We start from the raw sequence: 23311 nt of genomic DNA, 5'->3' as shown, positions 1-23311 counted from the left end.
TGCTTACTTGCCTCCGAACAGGCGTTTCAGGAAATTGGGCTTTTCGTAGTCGGTAAAGCGCAGGGCCTTGTCTTCGCCAAGGTAGCGGCTGACGACGTCCTTGTAGGCTTCGGAGACGTCGGTCTCTTTCAGGTGGATGGCGGGCAGACCCTGGTTCGACGCTTGCAGCACGGCTTCCGATTCGGGGATGACGCCGATCAGCTTGATGCGCAGGATGTCTTCGATGTCGCCCAGCGACAGCATTTCGCCGTCGGAAACGCGCTTGGGGTTGTAGCGGGTCAGGAGCAGGAATTCCTTGACCGGCTCGCCGCCGTCGACCGCGCGCTTGGATTTCGCGGCCAGAATGCCCAGGATGCGGTCGGAGTCGCGCACCGACGAGACTTCGGGGTTGGTCACCACCAGCGCGTCGTCCGCGAAGTACGCGGCCATCAACGCGCCCGTCTCGATGCCGGCGGGCGAGTCGCAGACGATGTAGTCGAAACCCATGTCCTTCAGGTCATTGATGACCTTTTCCACGCCATCCTGCGTCAGCGCGTCTTTGTCGCGCGTTTGCGAGGCGGGCAGGATGAACAGGTTTTCAAGCTGCTTGTCCTTGATCAGCGCCTGGTTGAGGGTGGCTTCGCCCTGGATCACATTGACGAAGTCGTACACCACGCGACGCTCGCAGCCCATGATGAGGTCGAGATTGCGCAGGCCGACGTCGAAGTCGATGACAGCGGTTTTGTGGCCCCGCATCGCGAGGCCCGCGGAAAAACTGGCGCTCGTCGTGGTTTTACCCACGCCGCCTTTGCCGGAAGTCACCACAACAATGCGTGTCATGACGATCAAACCCTTATGTTCGAATAAATCGCGTTATCGTAAAGCAAAAAGCCCGTGTAAGGCTTCTTACAGGATGTGTTGAGATTTGTGCACGGCTCCGCCGCGCCGCCTGCTCTCAAGGCGTGCGCACCCAGGGGTGTTGGCTTACGCCTTCAGTGCCTCGATGCGCAAGGTGTCGCCGTCCAGCCGGACCAGCGCGGGTTGATTCTGCAGTGTGCGGTCGAGCTTGTCCTCGACCACACGGTAGACGCCGGCCACGGCCAGCAGCTCCGCGTCCAGATGCGTCGTGAAGATGCGGGCCGAGGTGTCGCCGCGCGCGCCGGCCATCGCCTTGCCGCGCAGCGGGCCATATACATGCACGTTGCCGTCGGCGATGACTTCCGCGCCCTGGCTCACCATGCCGATCACGACCAGGTCGGTGTGGCGCGCGTAGACGCGCTGGCCGGAACGCAGCGGTTTGGTGATGACCAGCGCCGAAGCCGAGTGCGGCGCGGCGGGCGTGGGGCTGGAGGCCGACGTGGTGCTGCTTGCGGCGCGCGCCGGCATCGGTTCCGTCGCGGAGTCGCCGGCCGCGGGCCTCCCGGTGGATTTACCGGGCGCTGCGGCGGCGGCTGCAGAGGTATCGACCGCCGCGGTATCGACCGCCGCGGTATCGACCGCCGCGGTATCGACCGCCGCAGCATCGGCCGCCGCGCCATTTACCGCCGACGTGTCGGTGGGCGCGGGCGCGATTTCCACGGCCGCGGCAGGCACCGAGGGCACGGGCGTCGCGACGTCGTTCGGCGGCGCGGTGTCCACCACGGGGGCAGGCCGGGCGGCGGGCGTGGACAGTTCCACCGGCGTCAGGCCGGCCTCGCGGGCGGCCTGCAGGTTGGCGCCCTCGGCCACCACCCCGATGGGGGGCAGGTTGTGGCCGCGCAGGGCCGCGACCAGATTGGCCCAATCGATTTTTTCCTCGACGCGGCTGGCGTCGATGACGACGGGCTCGTTTTCGAAGAAGCTGCCTGCATCGGCCATGCGCTTGGCCAGCGCGGCGTTCAGGCGTTCGGGGTCGGCGCTATGCAGAACCACCCGGATGGCATACAGGGTGGCGCTCTTGAAGTCCAGGGCTAGGGATTCAGTGTTCATCTTGATTGTGGCTGGCGGTCAGGGCGCCAGGAAACGGCGCGCTCAACCGGCTGCGGGATGTCGGGGATGATAACCCGCCCAGGACGGCCTGAGCCGCTGGGACACCGAAAGAAAAAGGCGCCTTCCAGCGCCTATTTCCCGTGTTACGCGCGCGGCGCGTCAGCCCTGGACCCAGGAATCGCGCAGGGTCACGATGCGGTTAAGCACGGGCGCCTGCTCGGTGGAATCCTTCAGGTCGGCCGTGAAGTAGCCCAGGCGCTCGAACTGCCAGGTGGCGCCAGGCGTTGCCACGGTGCCCGGCTCCAGCCAGGCGGTGACCGTCTGCTTTGAGTTGGGGTTCAGGCAGGCCACGAAGTCCTTGTCGCCGCCATCGGGCCGCGCGTCGGCGAACAGGCGGTCGTACAGGTGGATCTGCGCGGGCACCGCGTGGGCCGCGCTGACCCAGGTGATGTTGCCCTTGACCTTGACGCTATCGGACCCTGGCGTGCCGCTTTTGGTTTCCGGCAGGTACTCGGCCTGGACTTCGACGACTTCGCCGGCTTCGTTCTTGGTGAAACCGGTGCAGCGCACAACGTAGCCATACTTCAGGCGCACGGTGTTGCCGGGGAACAGGCGGAAGTACTTCTTGGGCGCTTCTTCGCGGAAGTCGTCGCGCTCGATCCACAGCTCGCGCGACAGCGGGAACTCGCGCACGCCCGCCTCGGGGTCGTGCGGGTTGCGCGGCGCGGTGCAGGCTTCGGTCTGGCCTTCGGGGTAGTTGGTGATGATCAGCTTGATCGGGTCCAGCACGGCCACCGAGCGGGCGGCGATCGGGTCCAGGTCGTCGCGCACGGCCTGCTCCAGCAGGCTGTAGTCGATGCGCGAGTCGGATTTGGACACGGCGGTGCGGTCGCAGAACAGGCGGATCGAGGCCGGCGTATAGCCGCGGCGGCGCAGGCCGAAGATGGTCGGCATGCGGGGATCGTCCCAGCCGTCCACATGGCCTTCGCGCACCAGTTGCAGCAGCTTGCGCTTGCTGGTGACCACATAGCTCAGGTTCAGGCGGGCGAATTCGTACTGATGCGGCAGCGGCGCGGCCAGCTTGCCCAGCTCGGCCAGGCGCGTGAGGATCCAGTCGTAGAACGGGCGCTGGTCTTCGAATTCCAGGGTGCAGACACTGTGCGTGATGCCTTCCAGCGCGTCTTCCACCGGGTGCGCCCAGCTATACATCGGGTAGATGCACCACTGGTTGCCGGTGCGGTGGTGCGTCGCATGGCGCACGCGGTACATGACCGGGTCGCGCAGGTTGATGTTGGGCGAAGCCATGTTGATCTTCGCGCGCAGCACCAGGCTGCCGTCGGGATGCTTGCCGTCGCGCATCTCGCGCAGCAGCGCGATGGATTCCGCGGCCGGGCGGTTGCGCCAGGGCGAGTCCGTGCCGGGTTCGGTCAGCGTGCCTCGGTTGGCGCGGATCTCTTCGGGGCTCTGTTCGTCCACGTAGGCGTGGCCGGCTTCCACCAGCGCCTCGGCGAACTCGTACATATAGCCGAAGTAGTCGCTGGCGAAGTAAAGGTTTTCCTGGCCGTTGCCGGCCTTCCAGTCAAAGCCCAGCCAGTGGACGGCCTCGATGATGGCGTCAACATATTCCTGGTCTTCTTTTTCGGGATTGGTGTCGTCGAAGCGCAGGTGGCAGACGCCGCCGAAGTCGCGCGCCAGGCCGAAGTTCACGCAGATGCTCTTGGCGTGGCCGATGTGCAGATAGCCGTTGGGCTCCGGCGGAAAGCGCGTGCGGATGCGGGCCGGGTCCGCTTCCCCCTGCTGCTGCACGGCCGCCGGGCCAGGCTTGCCCGCCCAGCGTTTGCCCTGGAAGCGGTTCGCTTCGAGGTCGTCTTGGACGATGTTGAGCAGGAAATTTGATGCGGCGGGGGTCGGCGTCGTGGCGGAGGTCATTCTTGAAAGAATAGGAAAAAGCAGCGACAAAGCGTCAATTTTGCCACGTTCCGCAGGCAAGCCCATTTCACGTCGTCCGCAACTGGTTTCAAACTGCCCCCATTGTCTTGTAACTGGCTCTACACTACGGGCCATTATGGATATCTCCACCCTATCCCTGGCCCGGGCGCAGTTTGTGGCCAGCCTGAGCTTCCTGGCGCTTTTTCTCGCCGTTTCCCTGGCACTTGTCTGGGTGCTGCTGTTCTTCAAGATACGCGCCCGCTGGTCGGGACGCGGCGGCTGGACGGCGGCGTACCGCTTCTGGGTGCGCATCTTTGCCCTGGCCTTCGTGCTGACCCTGGCGGCCAGCGTGCCGGTCCTCATCCAGATCGGCAGCCTGTGGGCCGGTCTGATGGACAAGATCGGCAACGTGGCGGGCCCCTTGCTGGGCTACGGCATTCTTTCCGTCTTCATCCTGAAATCGTGTTTCCTGGGCGTCATGCTGTTCGGCCAGCGCCGCGTATCCGATGGCGCGCACACGCTGGCGGTGCTGATGGTGGCGCTGGGGCAATTGGTGGCGGTTTTCTGGGTCCTGGCCCTGCAATCCTGGATGCAGACGCCGGATGGCGCGGTGCTGGTCGATGGCCGCTACCAGGTCTACGACTGGGTCGCGGTCGTGCTGAATCCCTCGGTGGGCTGGCGCATGGCCACGGTGATCGTCGGATCCGCCCTGGCCGCCTCGTTCCTGATGATGGGCGTGACGGCGCTGCAGGCGCTGCGGCGCCCGCTGGGCGATGGCGAGCGCAACGCGTTCAAGACCGCGCTGGTGGTCGCCGTGGTGGCGGCCTTCCTGCAGTTGCCGGTCGCGACCGGCGCCGGGCAGATGGTCGCCAAGCTGCAGCCCGCCAAGGCCGCGGCGGCGGCCGGCTTCTGGGAAAGCGGGGCCGTGCCGCAACTGGTGCTGTTCGGCTGGCCGGATGCGCGCGCCCACGTCAACACGGCCGACCTGACCCTGCGCAATGCCGGCGGCATGTGGCTGCATCGCAATCCCGACGGCACCTATCAGGGCCTGGACAAGTATTCGGGCATGCTGCCCCCCGTGGCGCTGACCTTCTGGTCCCTGCGCGTGGCGGCGGGCCTGGGCCTGCTGATGCTGCTGGTGGCGTGCGTGACCTTCCTGTGGACGTTCCGGCGCGGCATGGACCCGTCGACCCTGCCGCAGTGGTGGCAGCGCGTGCTGTGCGGCATGATGTTCTCCGGCGGCATCGCCGTCGTGGCAGGCTGGTGGGTGTCCGTCATCGGCCTGCAGCCCTTCGTCGTGAACGGCACCATCACGCAGTCCGAGGTCCTGGGCAGCGTCGCCTCCAGCACGCTTTTTTACGGCCTGATCGGCTACGGCCTGCTGTACGCGCTGCTGCTGGCCGCTTTCGCCGCCATGCTTTTCCACGCGGCGCGCTATGGCGTCGTGCCTGTGCGCAAATTGGGCGGGGGTACGCCATGATCGCCATGCTGGCCGCCTCGCAGGGCTTGAGCCCCGACGATCCTTCCTTCTGGATGCCGCTGGCCTTCATGGGCCTGCTGTTCGTGGTGATCGCCGCGGGCATGGTCCTGGACGGCTTCGACCTGGGCGTGGGCATCCTGCTGCAGCTCGCCCCCGAACACGAGCGCGGCCGCATGATGAGCCTGCTCAGTCCGTGGCGCGATGCCAATGAATTCTGGCTGCTGCTCGGCATGGGCCTGTTCGCGGCGGCGTTCCCGTTCGCCTGGGGGGCGGTGCTCGGCAAGCTCTATGGCCCACTCACCTTCATGGTGCTGGGCGTGGTGCTGCGCAGCGTTTCATTCGAATTCCGCATCCGCGCCCGCAACGACATGAAGCCCCGCTGGATCTTCGCGTTCTGGGCGGGGTCCATCGTCACGGCGTTCGGCCAGGGCATGCTGCTGGGGCGCATCGCCACCGGCTACCAGTCCGATGCCGGCTACGGCTGGTTCTCCCTGTTCGTGGGCCTGTGCGCGGTGGCCGCTTATGTGCTGCTGGGCGCGTCGTGGCTGGTCATGCGCGTCGACGGCGACCTGCAGCGCCGCGCCGCCAACTGGGCGCGGCACGCCATCCGCTGGACCGCCGTGGGGATGGTGGCGATCGCCGTCACGCTGGGCCTGGCCAACGCGGGCATCTTCTACAAGTGGAGCAACATCGCGCACCTGAGCCTGGCCGCATCGGTATGGGTGCTGATGCTGGCGGGCTTCGTGGCCGCCGAAATGCTGCTGGCGCGTCTGCCCGGCCGGGCGGACCGCTTCAGTTGGCTGCCTTTCGTACTGACCGTGGCCCTGTTCCTGCTGATGCTGGGCGGGCTGGCCTACAGCCTCTTCCCCTACCTGATCCTGGACGACATGACCTTATGGGACGGCGCGGGCGCGCTGGGCTCGATGCGCCTGGTCATGGCGGGCGCGGTCGTGGGGATTCCAGTGGTGCTGGTGTTCAACATCCTGGCCTACCGGTCGGTGTTCGGCAAGGAGCGTCCGCCCATGCCGCTGCTGCCGCCGCCTTCGTATTAGTCGCTGCCGTTGCCATCGTGCGAAGGCGCTGCCGCGCCAACGCTGACGGCTGGCGGCTGAATCGTCCAGCGGCCGTCCGGGCGGGTTTGCCGCCGCCCGGCGCGGTGCCGGCCTACAGGACCGGCCTGGCGACCCGTTGCAGGATTTCTTCGCCGTAGGCTTCCAGCTTGCGCGCGCCCACGCCGCTGATGTGGCTCAGGGCGTCCATCGATTCGGGCTGGGCCAGGGCGATTTCGCGCAGCGTGGCGTCATGGAAGATCACATAGGCGGGCACGCCGTGGCTCTTGGCGACTTCGCCGCGCCAGGCGCGCAGCGCCTCGAACACGGGCTGCAGTTCGGACGGCAGGTCGATGGCGGCGGCCTTGGGCCGGCCGCTGCCGGTCTTGCTGGAGCGTGTTTTCTTTTCGGATTCCCGGCGCAGCATGAGCTGCCGTTCGCCCTTGAGCACGGCGCGGCTGCCTTCGGTCAGCGCCAGCGTGCCGAAGCCCTCGTTGTCGACCGTCAGCAGGCCCTGCGCCAATAGCTGGCGCAGGACGCCGCGCCAGGCGGTGTCGCTGAGGTCTTCGCCCACCCCGAACACGCTGAGCGTTTCATGGCCATGCTGCCTGGTGCGGTCGGTGACCTTGCCCCGCAGAATGTCGATGATGTGGCCCGCGCCGTAGCGCTGGCCGCGTTCCTTCCAGAGGCGATAGACGGCCGACAGCACTTTCTGGGCGGCGACGGTGCCGTCCCAGGCCTGCGGCGGCTCCAGGCAGACGTCGCAGTTGCCGCAGGCGGTGATCTGCTGGCCGAAGTAGGCCAGAAGGCGCACGCGCCGGCATTCCACGGTTTCGCACAGGCCCAACATGGCGTCCAGTTGCTGGCCCAGGCGCCTGCGATAGGACTCGTCGCCAGGCGACTCGTCGATCATGCGGCGCTGCTGCACCACGTCCTGCAATCCGTAAGCGAGCCAGGCGGTGGCGGGCAGCCCATCGCGCCCGGCGCGGCCGGTTTCCTGGTAGTAGCCTTCCACGGACTTGGGCAGATCGATGTGCGCCACGAAGCGCACGTCGGGTTTGTCGATACCCATGCCGAAGGCGATGGTGGCCACCATGACCACGCCGTCTTCGCGCAGGAAGCGGGATTGATTGGCCGCGCGCACCTGCGGGCTGAGCCCGGCGTGGTAGGGCATGGCGTCGATGCCCTGGTTGCACAGGAACTCGGCGGTTTCCTCGACGCGGGCGCGCGACAGTCCGTAGACCACGCCGGATTCGCCTTCGTGTTCGGTGCGGATCATGTCCAGCAACTGCTTGCGGACCTCGTTCTTTTCGATGATGCGGTAACGGATGTTCGGGCGGTCGAAGCTCGACACGAAATGGCGCGCTTCGTCCAGCGACAGGCGCTGGGCGATTTCGGCGCGGGTGTCGGCGGTGGCGGTGGCCGTGAGCGCGATGCGCGGCACATCCGGCCAGCGCTCGTGCAGCATGGACAGGCCCAGGTATTCGGGCCGGAAGTCGTGGCCCCACTGGGATACGCAGTGGGCTTCGTCGATGGCGAACAGCGCGATGCGGCCCCGCTCAAGCAACTGCAGGCAGCGGTCTGTCAGCAGGCGTTCAGGCGCCACGTAAAGCAGGTCCAGTTCGCCGGCCAGGAAGGCCTGTTCGACGTCGCGGGCCACCCGCCATTCCTGCGTGGAGTTCAGGAAGGCCGCGCGCACGCCGAGTTCGGTCAGGGCGTCCACCTGATCTTGCATCAAGGCGATCAGCGGCGACACGACAATGCCGGTGCCTTCCCGGACCAGCGAGGGAATCTGGTAGCAGAGCGATTTGCCGCCGCCGGTGGGCATGAGGACCAGCGCGTCGCCGCCGTCGATCACCTGTTCGACAATGGCTTGCTGGTCGCCGCGGAAGGATTCGTAACCGAAAACGCGCTGCAACACGCCCAGGGCGCGCGCGTCAGACATGGGGGTAGGCCGGAAGCATCATGGCAGGGATTTTAAGCCCCAATTCCGGCGCGCCCGTTCCGGAGAGATATTTCCGTCCGCGCCGGGTTCGCCTACCAGCTGAGCCAGGTGCCGCGCATGAAGGTATCGACGGGCATGCTCAGGTTGGCGCGCCACTCGTAGTTCCCCGACACGATGTCGCGGTCGGCGCCCACGGCCAGCTTGACCTTGGGAGCCACGAACATGCTGTGGGACAGTCCCACGCGCTGCTCGGCCAGGACGGAACCTTCGCGCAGGCCGGAATAGGTGCCGCTGAGCGTGCCCCAGCCTGACATGGGGACGCCCGCCGACAGGGTGTTGCGGGTCTGGGGGGCCGAAGCCACGCCGCCGGAGTAGGTCGACAGGTCGCCATAGCCCGCCCCGATCTGCTCGTTGGTATAGCCCAGGTTCACCATGTCGGCCACGTCCACGTTGTAGCCGAAGCGGTAGCGGTAACCGCTGGCCGCGTCGAACGTGCTTTGCGTGGCGCCGGCCTGGAACGTGCCGTACTCGCCGGCGGTGTAGGTGGTGCCCATGCCGCGCGTGGTGAGCGAGGGCGCGCTCTGCACCTGGCCCTCCAGCGTCAGGACGGGCGTGAGTCCGTAGCGCACGCTGCCGCTGCCGACGGACGCCCCGTAATCCACGGCGCCCGACCGGGCGGCGGGATCCATCAGGTTGAGCTTGCCCAGCGACGAGGAATAGCCAAAGCTGCCTTCGGGCAGGGTGGCGCTGGTGCCGGCCGAATTGGATATCTGAAATCCGCCCAGGGGCGCGCCGCTGCCCCAGGTGGGCGCGTAGGCACTGACATTGCCGACGGTGACGGACGGGCCCGAGGTGTTGCGGTAGACCCAGTTGCGGTTGCCGCCGTAGCGCAAGCCATCCTGGCCGCTGGCGGACGCGAACCAGGGGCGGCTGGGGCGGGACACGCCGGAAATCACCACCACGGGGATATCGCCGTCTTCCAGGGCGAAGGAATAGTCCGGTGCGCTGTCTTCGGGGACGGCGTCCTCCGCGATCGGATCGCAGGCCAGCGGAGCGGGCTGGGCATCCCCGGAAAGCGCCGGTCCGGTGCCGGGGATGAACCCTTCTTCGGGGCTGTCGTCCGTGCCCTGCACGCTCGTGTCCATCGCGGGCTCCGCGGCTTGCAGGCCGCAGGGCAGGGGATCCAGCGGCATGGCGCGCGCATCCAGCGACGGGGCGGGCCGCACCGGAATGGGTTGAACCGGGGACAGAACACCGATGCCGCGCGCCACGCGTGTGGCGGCCGCCGCCGGGGGCGGGGAGGCATGAGGGGACGCATCGGACTCGTCGCCGAACGCCGGAGCCAGCGGGCAGACCATGCCTGCCGTCAGCGCCGCGTGCAACAGCCGTCTGCGCCAGATGATTGCAGGGGCGATCATGGGGACAGTGTAAAGAGGGGCGGCCGCCGCAACTGTAAACGTTCTTTAGTAAACCGGACGAGCGGCAGCAGTCGAACCGCCATTTTATGGTCAGTCCATTTCCGGCGGGTGTCCGCGGGCGAAAACGCGGGAACAGGCCGCGAACATCGCGCAACGGGTATATTTCAGATGATTTCTTGCCTCTTGCAGGCGGAGGCGGCCCGCCGCACTATGACGTCCATGGACAATTCCCACACCAAGCTGCTGGTCGTCGACGACGACCCGGCCTTGCGCCAGTTGCTGGCCGACTACCTGAACCGGCACGGCTACGACACCCTGCTGGCGCCGGACGCGACCGACCTGTCGTCGCGCATCACCCGCTACGCCCCCGATCTGCTGGTGCTCGACCGCATGCTGCCCGGCGGCGACGGCGCCGACGCCTGCCGCCGCCTGCGGGAGCAGGGCGAGGACATTCCCGTCATCCTGCTGACCGCGCGCGATGAAGCCGTGGACCGCATCATCGGCCTGGAGGCCGGTGCCGACGACTACGTCGGCAAGCCTTTCGATCCCCGTGAACTGCTGGCTCGCATCGAGGCCGTGCTGCGCCGCAAGCGCGGCCCGTCGGCGCTCACCAAGGACGCGCCGGTGTCCTTCGGACCCTTCGTGTTCGACCCGTCCACGCGTCAGCTCTCCCGCGATGGCGCCGTGGTCAAGCTGACCGGCGGCGAGATCAATCTGCTGGAAGCCCTGGTTCGCAACGCGGGCAAGCCGCTGTCGCGCGAGCGCCTGCTGGCGCTGGCCCGGGACGACGACGCCGGCGAACGCAATGACCGCGCCATCGACATCGCGATCCTGCGCCTGCGCCGCGTGATCGAAGACGATCCCAAGCAGCCGCGCTGGATCCAGACCGTCTGGGGTATCGGCTACCGGTTTTCCCCCTGATGCGCTTTTCCCCCGGCTTTCTGATGCCGCGTTCGCTGCGGGCGCGCCTGATCCTGTTGATTCTGGGTTCGGTCCTGCTGACGCAGGCGGCCACGCTGGTGACGGTGTCGTACTTCCGGCACAAGTTCATGGAAGACGTGGCCATCGGCTACATCGTCACCACCATCCGTACCTTGCGCGCCGCCGTGTCCCAGGTCCCGGCCGAAGACCGTGCCGATTTCGTGCGAACCGCCTCCCAGAACCAGTGGCGGCTGTGGTCACGCGTGTTGCCGGCAGAAGCCAAGCTGCAGCGCTTCAACGGGAAGCGTCCACCGCCCGCGCCGCGTAGCGCTCCGCGCCCGCCGCCCCCGCCGCCCGCCGCTTCGGATTCGCAGATCCACGGTCCGCCGCCGCCCCCGCCCCCCGAGGTGCGGGGCGACGACCGCGATGGCGATGGCGCGCAGGGCGACCGTCCGAACGCGCAGCGCGATGGCGACCGTACCCGCGAGCACGCGGAGCGCGACCGCCGCGGCCAGCCCGAACCGGACGATATCCGCCGCGACCTGCGGGTGCTGGTGCAGCAGCTCAATGAACGCCTGAACGACGGCACGCGGGTGGCGCTGTCGCGCGGCCCCACACCCGAGATCTTCATCTCGCTGGCGCCCAATCCCGCCACCGAAGACGCGCCGCGCCTGCGCGAATGGCTCGTCATTCCGCTGGACCGCCTGGATCCACCCGTGGCCACGCCATTCATCGCCGCCTGGCTGGGAGGCCTGGGCCTGCTGCTGTTGCTGGCGGTGGGTTTCTCCTGGCACATCACACGCCCGATCACCCGGCTGGCCGATGCCGCGGATCAGCTTGCCGCCGGTCAGCCGCAACGCGTCGAGCCCTCGGGCCCGCACGAGACCCGGGCGCTGGGGGAACGCTTCAACGCCATGCTGGACGCGCTGGCCGAGTCCGATTCGGTGCGCCGCACGCTCTTGTCCGGCCTGCCCCATGATCTGAAGGGCCCCCTGTCGCGCATGTGGCTGCGCATCGAGATGGCGGACGACTCCAAGCTGAAGGAAGGCCTGCGCGCGGACCTGCAGGACATGCAGCACATGGTGGACCAGTTCATCGGCTTCGTGCGCGGCACCGACCCGGCGGCCTATCGATACGCCCCCATCGTCCTGGCCGACTGGCTGACCGAACGCGTGGGCGCCTGGCAGGGCGCGGGCACCGAGATCGGCCTGGCCGCCGATGCCGACGCCTCCGCCCTGGTGGTGCAGGCGGATGCCGTTGCGCTGGGCCGCCTGCTGGACAACCTGATCGGCAATGCGCTGAATCACGGCGCGCCGCCGGTGGATATCGCGCTGCGCCACGAGGACGGCCAGGCGGTGCTCGATGTGGCCGACCACGGCCCCGGCATCGTGCCGGAACGCCGCCAGGAGGCCCTGCGCCCGTTCAGCCGGCTGGATGATGCGCGCACGCGCACCGGCAGCGTGGGGTTGGGGCTGGCGCTGGCCGAGGCCATCGCGCGCGCGCATGGCGGCTCGCTGGAACTGCGCCAGGCGGAATCCGGCGGCCTGTGCGTGCGGGTCAGGTTGCCCCTGTCCGCGGCCCAGTAAAGCGGGGCCGCCCCGGGGCGGCCCGCCCTACGGTACGATGCATCCTGCTTCGTCCTTTGTCGTTTCCGCACCATGGCCATCCAGTCCGATTCCCTTTCCTCCCGTCCCGACGCTCCCCGTATCGTGGCGCCGCAGCCGGTGTCGCCCAACGAGGAATCGATCGAACGCGCGCTGCGGCCCAAGGCGCTGGGGGAATACGTCGGACAGCAACGCGCCCGCGAACAGCTCGAGATCTTCATCGCCGCGGCCAAAAAGCGCGGCGAGTCCCTCGACCACGTCCTGCTGTTCGGCCCGCCGGGCCTGGGCAAGACCACGCTGGCCCACATCATCGCGCATGAAATGGGCGTGCAGTTGCGCCAGACGTCGGGGCCCGTTCTGGAACGTCCGGGTGACCTGGCCGCGCTTCTGACCAATCTGGAAAAGAACGACGTCCTCTTCATCGACGAGATCCACCGCCTGTCGCCCGTGGTCGAGGAAATCCTCTACCCCGCGCTCGAGGACTTCCAGATCGACATCCTCATCGGCGAAGGGCCGGCCGCGCGCAGCGTGAAGCTGGATCTGCAGCCGTTCACCCTGGTGGGCGCCACCACGCGCGCAGGCATGCTGACCAATCCGCTGCGCGACCGCTTCGGCATCGTGTCGCGGCTTGAGTTCTACAACGCCACCGACCTCGGGCACATCGTGACGCGCAGCGCCGGCCTGCTGCACGCCGGCATCACGCCGGACGGCGCGGCCGAAGTGGCGCGCCGCGCGCGCGGCACGCCCCGCATCGCCAACCGGCTGTTGCGCCGCGTGCGCGACTATGCCGAGGTCAAGGCCAGCGGCATCATCGACGCCGACGTCGCCGGCCGCGCGCTGGCCATGCTCGAGGTCGACCCCCAAGGCCTGGACCTGATGGACCGCAAGCTGCTGGAAGCCATCATCCATAAGTTCGATGGCGGCCCGGTCGGCGTGGACAGCCTGGCCGCGGCCATCGGCGAAGAACGCGACACCATCGAAGACGTCATCGAGCCCTACCTGATCCAGCACGGCTACCTGCAGCGCACCCCGCGGGGCCGCACCGCCACCCTGACCACCTGGCGCCACCTTGGCCTGACCCCGCCCGCCGGCGCTACTGGCGGCAGCGCCGACCTCTTCGGCAAATAGGCCGGGCCGCCTTGCGCCCGTCGTGCATCTGGGCGGCGCGCAAATGCCGCTGACGGGTTTATGATCCCAGGGTTTTGATTTCCCCCTCGCGATCAAAGGACCGAATTCCATGCTGCCCGAATTGCCCACCTATGATGATGTCGTGCGCGCCAGCGAGCGCCTGGCCGGCAACGCACACCGCACGCCCGTCCTGACTTCGGCCACCGCCGACGCCATCGCCGGCGCGTCGCTGTTCTTCAAGTGCGAAAACTTCCAGCGCATGGGGGCCTTCAAGTTCCGGGGCGGGTACAACGCCATCGCGCGCCTCACGCCCGAACAGCGGGCGGCCGGCGTGGTGACGTTCTCGTCGGGCAATCATGCGCAGGCCATCGCGCTGGCTTCCCGGCTGCAGGGCGTGCAGGCGACCATCATCATGCCGCTGGACGCGCCCGCGGCCAAGCGCGCGGCCACGGAAGGCTATGGCGGCAAGATCGTCACCTATGACCGCTACACCGAAGACCGCGAAGAGATCGCCCGCCGCATCCATGCCGAGACCGGCGCCACGCTGATCCCGCCCTATGACCACGAAGACGTGATTACCGGGCAGGGCACCGCGGCCAAGGAACTGTTCGAGGAAGTGGGCGAACTGGATTACCTGTTCGTGTGCCTGGGCGGCGGCGGCCTGCTGTCGGGGTCGGCCCTGTCCGCGTTCGCGCTGAGCCCGCGCTGCCTGGTGTACGGCGTGGAGCCCGAAGCCGGCAACGACGGCCAGCAGTCCCTGCGCAAGGGCGAAATCGTCCGAATCCCGGCTCCCAAGACCCTGGCCGATGGCGCGGCCACGACCCATCTGGGCAACCTGACCTTTCCGCTCATTCAAAAATATGTCCGCGACATCGTCACGGTGACGGATGAGCAGCTTGTCACCACCATGAAGTTCTTCGCCGAACGCATGAAGATGGTCGTGGAGCCCACGGGCTGCCTGGGCGCGGCCGCCGTCATGCAGAACGTGGTGCCGGTGCGCGGGGCCCGGGTCGGCATCATCATCAGCGGCGGCAACGTCGATCTTCCGGCCTACGCCCGGTTGCTGGCGGCCTGACGCCGCGGCGGCGGTCCGCCCGCGTGCTTGCGGTTGTCGACCTTGCAGGGCAGAATCGGAATTCGATCCCGACGAACAGGAGGCTGCGCCATGCGTATCCTTGTCATTGGCGGCACGGGTTTCATTGGCCGTCATCTGGTTGCGCGGCTTTGCACGGACCAGCATCAGCTCATCGTGCCCACGCGCCTCTTTGCGCGCGGGCGCGACCTGCAAATCCTGCCTACCGTCACCCTGATCCAAACCGACATCCACGACGATGCCGCGCTGGACAGCCTGGTGCAGGGATGCGACGCGGTCGTCAATCTCGTGGGCATCCTGCACGGCAACATGGGCCGTCCCTATGGCTCGGAATTCGCCCGGGCCCACGTGCACCTGCCGCAGCGCATCGCGCAGGCTTGCCTGCGCCACGGCGTGCACCGCCTGCTGCACGTCAGCGCGCTGGGCGCCGATTCCAGCGGCGAAAGCATGTATCAACGTTCAAAGGGGGATGGCGAGGCAGCCATCAAGCAGGCCTTCCTGGAGCGCCATGAGGGCGGCTGGACGATCTTCCGTCCCTCGGTCCTTTTCGGGCCGGACGACAATTTCACCAATATGTTCGCGACGCTGGCGCGCTGGCTGCCCGTGCTGCCGCTGGCCGGCGCCCATGTGCGGATGCAGCCGGTCTACGTCGGCGACGTGGTGACCGCCATGGCGTCGGCGCTGGCCGATACCCATACCTGCGGCAAGACTTACGAACTGGGCGGGCCTCAGGTGTATACCCTGGGCGAGATCGCGCGGCTTTGCGCCGCCTGGAGCGGCCATCCCCGGCCCGTGGTCAGCGTGCCCATGGGCGTGGGCCGCATGCAGGCCAGGCTGTTCGAATGCATGCCCGGCACGCCCCTGATGTCGCGCGACAACCTGGATTCCCTGCGCCGCGACAACATCTGCAGTGGCCCGATGGCGCCGGAACTGCATGTGGTGCCCACAGGCCTGGAGGCCGTGGCGCCGCGCTATCTGCAGGGCGGGCCCTAGGCCTGGGGCCTTAGCGCACCAGCGCCTTGAGCGCCTGCTTGATGCCGTCGGATACGCCCACGCCCTCGGGCAGCGTCTTCAGCGCCGACAGCGATTCTTTTTCGGAGTAGCCCAGCGCCAGCAGGGCGTTCAGGATGTCGGACTGGTTGTCGTGCGTGATGTGCGACGCCGCGCCGATGTCCGCGCCCAGTTTGCCGCGCATTTCCAGAAGCAGGCGCTCGGCGGTTTTCTTGCCGATGCCGGGCACCCGCGTCAGGCGGCCCGATTCCTGCAGGGTGATGGCCTGGGCCAGGTCCGCCACCGACAGGCCGGAGAGCACCGACAGCGCGGTGCGCGCGCCGATGCCGCTGACCTTGATCAGCTCGCGAAACGCGCTGCGTTCGGCGGCCGAGGCGAAGCCATACAGGATGTGGGCGTCTTCGCGCACGGTCAGGTGCGTGTAGAGCGTGACGCGGGCGCCGGTGTCGGGCAGCGAGTACAGCGTGCTCATGGGCACGTCGATGTCATAACCCAGTCCGCCGATGTCCACGCAGATCGTGGGCGGCAGTTTTTCGATCAGGGTTCCGGTGATGCGTCCGATCATGGTGATGAGGGCCTGGCAATGGTGGGGCCGCTAAACGCGCGGCGAATGCGGGGATTCTATACGCGCAGGGGCGGTGGCGGGCCGAACGGGCGGGCGCGCCGCGCAAAAGCGCGTGGAAGCGTCAGCCGATCAGACGGCCGTTGCGGATGCGGGTCTTGCCGCCCATGCGCAACGCGCCGCCCAGGCGTTCCAGCTTGTCCTGCAGGGGCCCGACGTGCGCATGGCAGATCGCGCAGGCCAGCGCGTCGGCCGAGTCGGGCGCGGGCACGCCGTCCAGCGCCAGCAGGTGCTGCACCATCATCTGCACCTGTTCCTTGGCGGCGCGGCCGGTGCCGACCACGGCTTTCTTGATCTGCAGCGCGGTGTATTCGTGCACCGCCAGCGAACTGTCGGCCAGCGCGCACAGCGCGGCGCCGCGCGCCTGGCCCAGCAGCAGGGTGGACGCGGGATTGGCGTTCAGGAAGACGATTTCCAGCGCGGCCACGTCGGGTTGCGTGTCGCGCGCCACCTGGCGCAGATTGTCCAGGATGACTTTCAGGCGTTCCGACAGCGTCAGCGCCGGCGGGACCACGATGGTCCCGCTGGCCACGTAGCGCAGCCGCGAACCGTCGGCATCGATCACACCGAAGCCGGTGCGGCGCAGGCCGGGATCGATGCCGAGGACGCGCATCAATGACGGAAGTGGCGGGTGCCGGTCAGCACCATGGCGATGCCGTGCTCGTCGGCCGCGGCGATGACTTCATCGTCGCGCATGCTGCCGCCGGGCTGGATGACGCAGGTCGCGCCCGCCGCCACCACCACGTCCAGGCCGTCGCGGAACGGGAAGAACGCGTCCGACGCCACGGCCGAGCCCTTCAGCGTCAGGCCGGCGTTTTCCGCCTTGATCGAGGCGATGCGGGCCGAGTCGATGCGGCTCATCTGGCCGGCGCCCACGCCCAGGGTCATGCCGCCGCCCACGAACACGATGGCGTTCGACTTGACGTACTTGGCGACCTTCCAGGCGAACGACAGGTCGTTCATTTCCTGTTCGGTGGGCTGGCGCTTGCTGACCACCTTCAGGGCATCGCGCGGCACGTTGTAGGCATCCGGGGTCTGCACCAGCCAGCCGCCGCCCACGCGCTTGATATCGAAGGCGTTCTGGCCCGTGCCCATCGGCACTTCCAGCACGCGCACGTTCTTCTTGGCGGCCAGGATGGCCAGCGCGGCGCCGTCGTAGGCGGGCGCCAGCAGCACTTCCAGGAATTGCGCGCTCACGGCTTCGGCCGTGGCGGCGTCCACCGGACGGTTGAAGGCGATGATGCCGCCGAAGGCCGACGTGGGGTCGGTCTTGAAGGCTTGCTGATAGGCGCCCAGCGTGTCGGCCGCCACGGCCACGCCGCAGGGGTTGGCATGCTTGACGATGACGCAGGCGGGCGCCTCGAAGCTGCGCGCGCATTCCCAGGCGGCATCCGCGTCAGCGATGTTGTTGTAGGACAGTTCCTTGCCCTGCAGCTGGCGGTAGTTGCCCAGCAGGCCGGCCTGGCGTTGCGCGTCCACGTAGAAGGCGGCGCTCTGGTGGGGGTTCTCGCCGTAGCGCAGCGCCTGCTCCTGCTTGACCTGCAGCGTCAGCGTGCCGGGCCATTCGTTGCGGGCCGGCACCGCTTCCTGCTTGGGTTCGGCTTCGGTCAGGCTGGTCAGGTAGGCGGCGATGGCGCCGTCGTACGCGGCCGTGTGCGCATAGACCTTCGAGGCCAGCGCCAGGCGCAGGCCGTACGAGGTGCTGCCGCCCTTGTCCATTTCAGCCAGGACGCGCGAGTAGTCGACCGGATCGATCACCACCGTGACGCCGCCGGCCTCGGTGCCGTGGTTCTTGGCCGCGGCGCGCAGCATGGCCGGGCCGCCGATGTCGATGTTCTCGACCGCGTCGGCGAACGTGCAGTCCGGCTTGGCGACGGTTTCACGGAACGGATACAGATTGACCACCAGCATGTCGATACGATCGATTCCGGCTGCCTTGATGGTGTCCATGTGCTCGGCGCTGTCGCGGCGGGCCAGCAGGCCGCCGTGGATCTTCGGGTGCAGCGTCTTGACGCGGCCATCCAGGATCTCGGGCGAACCCGTGTGGGCGGCCACTTCGGTCACGGTCAGGCCGGCGTCGGCCAGCAGCTTGGCGGTGCCGCCGGTGGACAGCAGGCGCACGCCGCGCGCAGCCAGGGCGCGGGCAAATTCAACGATGCCGGTCTTGTCGGACACCGAAAGCAGGGCGGTTTCGATTTTCATGATGAGGGACGGGAGTGGGGCGGGGACGCCTTTCTCGTTCTGGTCGGATGGGAAATCTGGAGAGGCGGGCGGCGCGATGCATCCGTCGCCCGCGCGGGGGAAAGCTATACCTGGATATTGTGCGCCAGCAACTTCTTGCGCAGGGTGTTGCGGGTGATGCCCAGCATTTCGGACGCCCGGGACTGGTTGCCGCCCGACCGCTCCAGCGCCACTTCAAGCACCGGGCGCTCCACGCAGCGCATCACCATGTCCCACATATCGTGGGGCTCGGATTCACCCAAGTCTTCGAAATAGCGCTCCAGGCTGGCGCGCACGCATTCTTCCAGGACATCTTTCTTGCTCATTTGAGTACAGATATTTTTATGTTGGTGTTGAGGCGGTTATGCCGCCAGCAGGGCTTCTGCGACCGGCGCCGGGTTGGAACTGCCGTCGCGCGAGATGATGTCGAACCAATCCGACACCGCCCGCCACTGGTCGCGGGTATTGTCGATCTGGTTCATGCGGGCGCAGAACGAATCCGCGCCCGGCAGGCCGTCCAGGTACCAGCCTATGTGCTTGCGCGCCGTGCGTACGCCGGTGTGTTCGCCATAGAACCGGTAATGGTCGTCGAGATGTTCGAGCAGCAGCTCGCGCATTTCCCCATAGGAGGGAGGGGCCAGTGTTTCGCCCGTGCGCAGGTAGTGGTCGATTTCGCGGAAAATCCAGGGACGGCCTTGAGCCGCCCGGCCAATCATGACCGCGTCGGCGCCAGTGTAATGCAGGACGCGCTTGGCTTTTGCAGGCGAGTCGATATCTCCGTTGGCAATCACGGGGATCTTCAGCTCGGCCTTGACGGCGCGGATAGTGTCATATTCCGCCTCGCCCGTATAGAGGTCGGCCCGTGTGCGGCCATGCAGGGTCAGGGCGGAAATGCCGGCATTTTCGGCCAGTTTCGCCACCCGCAGGGCATTGCGGCTGTCCCGGTCCCAGCCGGTGCGGGTCTTCAGGGTGACCGGCACGCCCCGGGGCGCGCAGGCGGCCACCACGGCATCCAGGATGCGCACGATCAGGTCTTCATGGCGCAACAGCGCCGACCCCGAGGCCACGTTGCACACCTTCTTGACCGGGCACCCCATATTGATGTCGATGATCCGTGCGCCCTTGTCCGCGTTGAAAATGGCGGCCTCGGCCATCATCGCGGGGTCCGCCCCGGCGATCTGGACGGAAATGGGGGCGATTTCGCCGTCGTGGTTCAGGCGGCGCGAGGTCTTCACGCTATCCCACAGCCTGGGGTTGCTGGCGGCCATTTCCGACACGGCATAGCCGGCCCCCAGCTTCTTGCAGAGCTGTCGGAAAGGACGGTCCGTCACGCCCGCCATGGGCGCGACAAGAACATTGTTGGGAAGGGTCCACTGGCCTATGCGCATGGTCACATTTTAACCGGCTCGATCGAACCCCCGTTTTCAGCTCGCGACAGCTTGGTAACAACGGGGGGCGGAATCCGGCGATTCCATCCCTTTTTCAAGGGCCGGAACCGGCCGGAAATCAGGCGCGAAAGCCTTGCAGAAGGTGCTGGGCAAGCGGCGCGCGCAAAGGGGACGCGAGATCCATCCCCAATAAGGCCAGGCCACAGGCATGCTCCACCGGAGCCAGGCCGGTCGAGAACACCCGCGGCATCAGGTCGGTGAGGCCGGCGGTGATGAAGCGGTCCACATGGCGCGCCTGGGCGAATTCCGCCAGCGCTCCGCCCGGACTGGAGGCGGGGTGGGCGAGCCAGTTGGCCAGCGTCTGGGCCAGGCGGGCCGCGTCGCGCAAGCCCAGGTTCAGGCCCTGGCCCGCCACGGGGTGCAGGGTCTGCGCGGCATTGCCGATGGCCGCCACGCGGCCATGCACCTGCGCCCGGCGGGCGGCGAGCGCCAGCGGAAAAACGTGGCGGGGGGCTTGGCTGGACAGCCGGCCCAGGCGGTCCCCGAAAGCCTGCGACAGGGCGCGCGAAAACGCGGCGTTGTCCAGCGCGGCCAGCTCGGCCGCCCGGTCGGGCGCGCTGCACCAGACGACGGAGTAGGCGTCCGGTGTCTGCGGATGCGGCAGGAGCGCCAGCGGCCCTTCGGAAGTGAAACGTTCCCAGGCCCAGCCGCGGCGGGGCAGGGTGGCGTGCGCCGTGGTCAGCACGGCGTGCTGGTCGTAGTCGCGGCGCACGTCGGTGGCGCCCGCGCCGTCGGACTGCACGGCGACCTGGCACAGAAGTTCGGCGTCGCCCTGCTGCACGCGCACGCCTTCCGCGTCCTGGCGGCCGATCTGGGCGGGCGGGCCGGCCAGCACGGTGACGCCGCAGGCGGCCACGCATTCGTCCAGTTTGGCGTACAGCCCCGAATACGCGACCACGCTGCCCAGCTGAGGCACGCCGAAATCGGTGTGCTGGATCAGCGTGCGGCCCAGCCGGCCGCGCTGCGACACGTGGATATTGCGGATGTCGGCCGAGCGCTCGGGCCAGGCATGCAGCGACTCCAGCAGTACGCGGCTGCCGTGGTTCATGGCGAGCACGCGGGGATCCGCGGCGGGCACGGCCGCGGCCGGCGTGGCCGGGGCGGGCGCGCTGCCCGCGAGCAGGGCGATGCGCGCCGGGTCCGGCGCCACGCGCGCCAGCATCAGGGCCAACACGCGGCCCACCGGGCCGGCGCCAAGAATCGCAATGTCGAAGGCGGAGGAGGTCATGGCGGGATTTTAACCGTCCACTACAATCCCGGGCAGCCGGCGCGGCTTGGCGCCTCGGCCCCTTTCCCGGTTGATCGACATGACGCAGGCTCAGGTTTCCTCTTCGCTGTCCGCCGTATCCGCCCGCCGCCCGCGCGGCAAGGTCGCGGTGGGGCTCCTGGCCTGCCTGTTCGGCGCGGTTGGCGCGCACTGGTGGTATCTGGGCCGCCGCCATGCCTGGCTGGTCAGCGCGCTGGCCCTGGTCAGCCTGTTCTGCGCGTTCCGCTTCTACCCGGTCTGGTACGACAATCCCGCGTTTTTCCTGCTCTTCATTCCCATGATCGACGGGTTCATCGAAAGCGCGGTGTTCTCGCTGATGCCGGACGAGAAATTCGACCGGATCTACAACCCCGGCCTGGGGCGGCCGTCGTCCACCGGGTGGGGCCCGGTGCTCGTGGCCATCCTGGCCTGCCTCGTCGGCGCCATTGTGACCATGTTCGCCATCGCCATGGTGGTGGTCTACGTATGGGTGGCGATGGGCTGGCTGGACGGCTACGTCCTATAGGCGGGGCGCGGGCTATTCGCGCATCAGCGCTTCGATCTCGCTGGCCTGCACCGGCACGCCGCGCGTGATGAGTTCGCAACCTTCGTCGGTGACCAGCGCATCGTCCTCGGTGCGGATGCCGATATTCCAGTAGGCCTCGGGCACGTCGTCGGCCGGGCGCACATAGATGCCGGGTTCGATGGTCAGCATCATTCCCGTTTCCAGCTTGCGCCAGGGGCGTTCCGCTCCCTGGGCGGGGCCGGTTTGCCGGTAGTCGCCCACATCATGGACGTCCAGCCCCAGCCAGTGGCCGGTCCGGTGCATGTAGAAACGGCTGTAATCGCCGGATTCCAGCACGCCGTCCAGCGAGCCCTTCAACAGCTTCAGATCCAGCATCCCCTGCGCCAGGACGCGCAGTGCCGCCTCGTGGCCGTCGTTGAAGCCCCGGCCCGGCGCGGTGGCATGGGCCGCCGCCTCTTGCGCCGCCACGGTCAGGTCGTACAGCGCGCGCTGGGGGCCGCTGTAGCGGCCGTTGACCGGGAAGGTCCGCGTGATGTCGCTGGCATAACTGTCCACTTCGCAGCCCGCGTCGACCAGGACCAGGTCGCCGTCCCGCAGCGTGGCTTCGCCGGCCGGGTAATGCAGCACGCAGGCGTTCGCGCCGGCGGCGACGATGCTGTTGTAGGCCACCGATTGCGCGCCGTGGCGGCGGAATTCATAGAGCAGTTCGGCCTCGATCTCGTACTCGCGCATGCCGGCCCGGGCCACCCGCATGGCGCGGACATGCGCGCCGGCGGAGATCTTCGCCGCGCGCCGCATCGCCGCTATTTCGGTGGCGTCCTTGATCAGCCGCATGCCGGCGAGCAGCGGACGGATGTCCTGCTGCCGGGCGGGCGGGGCATGGCCGCCGCGGCTGGCCTCGCGCGCCGCGGCCAGCCAGCGGTGCAGGCGTCCATCCGTGCGCTTGTCGCCGGCCAGCGGCGCATACAGGGTGGGGTGGTCCAGCATGAGCGCGGGTATCAGTTCATCCAGCGCGTCGATGGGATGGGCGTCATCGAAGCCGAAATACGCGGCGGCCGCCTCGGGGCCGAACCGCCGGCCTTCCCACATTTCATGTTCCACATGGCGCGGCCTGCAGAACAGCACCGCGCGGTCCGAGGCGCCGGCGATCAGTACCAGCCACGCACCCGGCTCGGTAAAGCCGGTCAGGTAGAAGAAATCGCTGTCGTGCCGGTAGGGGTACTCCGCGTCGCGATTGCGGACGGCCTCGGGCGCGGTCGCCAGGATGGCGATGCCGCCGCCGTCGGCGCGCATGCGCTCCATCAGGCGCTGGCGCCGCGCGGCGAAAGGGGCGATGTCGTCGGGAGGCAGGCTCATGGCGGGCCGGGGCGCAAGCCCCGCAAGGGCAGTAGATGGCGCTTACTTTACCCGCCATCCCGCAAATGCAACACCCCGCGGACGTTTCCATGGCACCGGCCTGGGATTCGCTGGACCGACACGTATCCGCTGCTACAATCGCCGCTCTGTCATTGGGGAGTAGCCATCCTTTGTCCCCAAAGGAGTTAGCGTCAACAGACTTGGTGGTTCGGGCCGCGTAGCGGTTACCAGAACTCCATGGCGCTAACGGTTTCCATGCACGCGGCCCGCCCGCCGCATGGATCAGCCAGGCGAGACCTTTGGCCGCGTAACGTTCACCCTAGCCGGGCGAGCCGTTGCGTCGCGCCAATTGGTTTCTGCTCGTCCGG

General features: G+C 67.9%; 20 protein-coding genes and 1 riboswitch. Of the genes, 8 read left to right on the top strand and 12 right to left on the bottom strand.

The features are described from left to right. Positions 1-3: 3 nt before the first annotated feature. The 3 genes from minD to ASE30_RS27160 all read right to left on the bottom strand — a co-directional run bounded on the left by minD (position 4) and on the right by ASE30_RS27160 (position 3876). Positions 4-819 (bottom strand): septum site-determining protein MinD, encoded by an 816-nt coding sequence (gene minD / locus ASE30_RS27170; protein WP_057287383.1) that lies wholly within the window; start codon positions 817-819, stop codon positions 4-6. Positions 820-963: 144 nt separating this feature from the next. Next, positions 964-1947, bottom strand: a complete 984-nt coding sequence (gene minC, locus ASE30_RS27165; protein ID WP_057287382.1) for a septum site-determining protein MinC — start codon at positions 1945-1947, stop codon at positions 964-966. A 159-nt stretch (positions 1948-2106) separates the two neighbouring features. After that, positions 2107-3876: a glutamine--tRNA ligase/YqeY domain fusion protein gene (locus ASE30_RS27160; RefSeq protein WP_057287381.1), complete on the bottom strand. Its 1770-nt coding sequence runs from the start codon at positions 3874-3876 to the stop codon at positions 2107-2109. A 136-nt stretch (positions 3877-4012) separates the two neighbouring features. Here ASE30_RS27160 and ASE30_RS27155 point away from each other — a divergent pair, with 136 nt between their 5' ends. Beyond that, on the top strand, positions 4013-5356 hold the full coding sequence (locus ASE30_RS27155) for a cytochrome ubiquinol oxidase subunit I (protein WP_057287380.1): 1344 nt from the start codon (positions 4013-4015) through the stop codon (positions 5354-5356). Further along, on the top strand, positions 5353-6408 hold the full coding sequence (locus tag ASE30_RS27150; RefSeq protein WP_057287379.1) for a cytochrome d ubiquinol oxidase subunit II: 1056 nt from the start codon (positions 5353-5355) through the stop codon (positions 6406-6408). Before ASE30_RS27155 ends, ASE30_RS27150 begins: the two co-directional genes overlap by 4 nt. A gap of 112 nt (positions 6409-6520) precedes the next feature. Here ASE30_RS27150 and recQ read toward each other — a convergent pair whose 3' ends face one another. Together recQ and ASE30_RS27140 are read right to left on the bottom strand one after the other, a co-directional pair. Further along, positions 6521-8350, bottom strand: a complete 1830-nt coding sequence (gene recQ, locus ASE30_RS27145) for a DNA helicase RecQ (protein ID WP_057287378.1) — start codon at positions 8348-8350, stop codon at positions 6521-6523. Between the two features lie 92 nt (positions 8351-8442). Then, positions 8443-9768 carry a fimbrial protein gene (locus tag ASE30_RS27140; RefSeq protein WP_235515361.1) on the bottom strand — a complete coding sequence of 442 codons (1326 nt, stop codon included), beginning with the start codon at positions 9766-9768 and terminating at the stop codon, positions 8443-8445. A 219-nt stretch (positions 9769-9987) separates the two neighbouring features. Here ASE30_RS27140 and ASE30_RS27135 point away from each other — a divergent pair, with 219 nt between their 5' ends. From ASE30_RS27135 to ASE30_RS27115, 5 genes are all read left to right on the top strand, one after another. Beyond that, complete coding sequence (locus ASE30_RS27135) at positions 9988-10689, top strand: response regulator (protein WP_057287429.1); 702 nt, start codon at positions 9988-9990, stop codon at positions 10687-10689. Continuing rightward, the gene (locus ASE30_RS27130) at positions 10689-12275 is read left to right on the top strand and encodes a sensor histidine kinase KdpD (protein ID WP_057287377.1); all 1587 of its coding nucleotides are present in this window, start codon (positions 10689-10691) and stop codon (positions 12273-12275) included. The genes ASE30_RS27135 and ASE30_RS27130 overlap by 1 nt, the downstream gene beginning before the upstream one ends. Positions 12276-12347: 72 nt before the next feature. Next, positions 12348-13421 carry a Holliday junction branch migration DNA helicase RuvB gene (gene ruvB, locus ASE30_RS27125; protein WP_057287376.1) on the top strand — a complete coding sequence of 358 codons (1074 nt, stop codon included), beginning with the start codon at positions 12348-12350 and terminating at the stop codon, positions 13419-13421. Positions 13422-13530: 109 nt separating this feature from the next. After that, positions 13531-14496 (top strand): threo-3-hydroxy-L-aspartate ammonia-lyase, encoded by a 966-nt coding sequence (locus ASE30_RS27120; protein ID WP_057287375.1) that lies wholly within the window; start codon positions 13531-13533, stop codon positions 14494-14496. A 90-nt stretch (positions 14497-14586) separates the two neighbouring features. Then, positions 14587-15507, top strand: coding sequence for a complex I NDUFA9 subunit family protein (locus tag ASE30_RS27115; protein ID WP_057287374.1), 921 nt, complete (start codon positions 14587-14589; stop codon positions 15505-15507). A gap of 10 nt (positions 15508-15517) precedes the next feature. On the opposite strand, the gene ruvA is transcribed toward ASE30_RS27115, so the two are convergent. The 6 genes from ruvA to ASE30_RS27085 form a co-directional block, all read right to left on the bottom strand. Beyond that, positions 15518-16090, bottom strand: coding sequence for a Holliday junction branch migration protein RuvA (gene ruvA, locus ASE30_RS27110; protein ID WP_057287373.1), 573 nt, complete (start codon positions 16088-16090; stop codon positions 15518-15520). 121 nt (positions 16091-16211) lie between these two features. Further along, positions 16212-16760, bottom strand: a complete 549-nt coding sequence (gene ruvC, locus ASE30_RS27105) for a crossover junction endodeoxyribonuclease RuvC (RefSeq protein WP_057287372.1) — start codon at positions 16758-16760, stop codon at positions 16212-16214. Beyond that, positions 16760-18349, bottom strand: coding sequence for a bifunctional phosphoribosylaminoimidazolecarboxamide formyltransferase/IMP cyclohydrolase (gene purH / locus ASE30_RS27100; RefSeq protein ID WP_057287371.1), 1590 nt, complete (start codon positions 18347-18349; stop codon positions 16760-16762). Before purH ends, ruvC begins: the two co-directional genes overlap by 1 nt. Positions 18350-18453: 104 nt before the next feature. Next, a complete protein-coding gene (locus tag ASE30_RS27095; RefSeq protein ID WP_006217670.1) occupies positions 18454-18693 on the bottom strand; it encodes a helix-turn-helix domain-containing protein in 240 nt (79 codons plus the stop codon). Between the two features lie 36 nt (positions 18694-18729). After that, positions 18730-19755 (bottom strand): tRNA dihydrouridine synthase DusB, encoded by a 1026-nt coding sequence (gene dusB / locus ASE30_RS27090; protein ID WP_057287370.1) that lies wholly within the window; start codon positions 19753-19755, stop codon positions 18730-18732. Between the two features lie 118 nt (positions 19756-19873). After that, positions 19874-21043, bottom strand: coding sequence for a UbiH/UbiF/VisC/COQ6 family ubiquinone biosynthesis hydroxylase (locus ASE30_RS27085; protein WP_057287369.1), 1170 nt, complete (start codon positions 21041-21043; stop codon positions 19874-19876). A 79-nt stretch (positions 21044-21122) separates the two neighbouring features. Between ASE30_RS27085 and ASE30_RS27080 the strand changes: the two genes are divergently transcribed. Further along, positions 21123-21587: a hypothetical protein gene (locus tag ASE30_RS27080; RefSeq protein ID WP_057287428.1), complete on the top strand. Its 465-nt coding sequence runs from the start codon at positions 21123-21125 to the stop codon at positions 21585-21587. A gap of 12 nt (positions 21588-21599) precedes the next feature. Here ASE30_RS27080 and ASE30_RS27075 read toward each other — a convergent pair whose 3' ends face one another. Next, positions 21600-22943: an aminopeptidase P N-terminal domain-containing protein gene (locus tag ASE30_RS27075; protein ID WP_057287368.1), complete on the bottom strand. Its 1344-nt coding sequence runs from the start codon at positions 22941-22943 to the stop codon at positions 21600-21602. Between the two features lie 142 nt (positions 22944-23085). Further along, positions 23086-23241, top strand: a riboswitch (yybP-ykoY riboswitch). Positions 23242-23311: the final 70 nt, after the last annotated feature.

This window comes from Achromobacter sp. Root83 (assembly GCF_001428845.1).
Taxonomy (GTDB): domain Bacteria; phylum Pseudomonadota; class Gammaproteobacteria; order Burkholderiales; family Burkholderiaceae_B; genus Achromobacter.
The sequence above is the reverse complement of the archived record's forward strand: the minus strand, read 5'-3'. Positions and strand labels throughout refer to the sequence as shown.